This is a genomic window from Halomonas sp. SIMBA_159, assembly GCF_046536035.1.
In the GTDB taxonomy this organism is placed as follows: domain Bacteria; phylum Pseudomonadota; class Gammaproteobacteria; order Pseudomonadales; family Halomonadaceae; genus Vreelandella; species Vreelandella venusta_A.
The window spans coordinates 1-310 of record NZ_JAWJBT010000280.1 but is presented as its reverse complement, the minus strand read 5'-3'; the positions used below and the strand labels follow the sequence as shown (position 1 = coordinate 310).

Below are 310 nucleotides of genomic sequence, written 5' to 3'. Positions count from 1 at the left end.
CTCACTATTCCCTCTGCGTATAATAGCTTGCCAGATACGTTCAGCGAGGGAGAAAATGGGCTTTCTTTGCGAAGCGATCAAGAGGCTTACAAGCTTCCTCTGGAAGAGCTGGCTGTAATTATTGCCAACACCGGATCGAACTCCATCACTTTAGGTGAGCAGCGGATGCTGGAGAAATTGCAGGAAGGCGTATGGTATAAAGTGCCTTACCGAGATGAGTTTGCTTTTACGGATATTGGTTTAGGATTGGGAGCGGAAGAAAAGCTTGAGCAGAAGATACCTCTTGAATATTTGGACTATAGGCTGACGC

The 310-nt window shown here is 46.5% G+C and carries 1 protein-coding gene; it reads left to right on the top strand.

Annotated features, from left to right (window positions below; genetic code table 11):
• A partial coding sequence (locus R0J87_RS19295) for an immunoglobulin-like domain-containing protein (RefSeq protein ID WP_498888256.1) occupies positions 1–310 on the top strand: 310 nt, incomplete at both ends.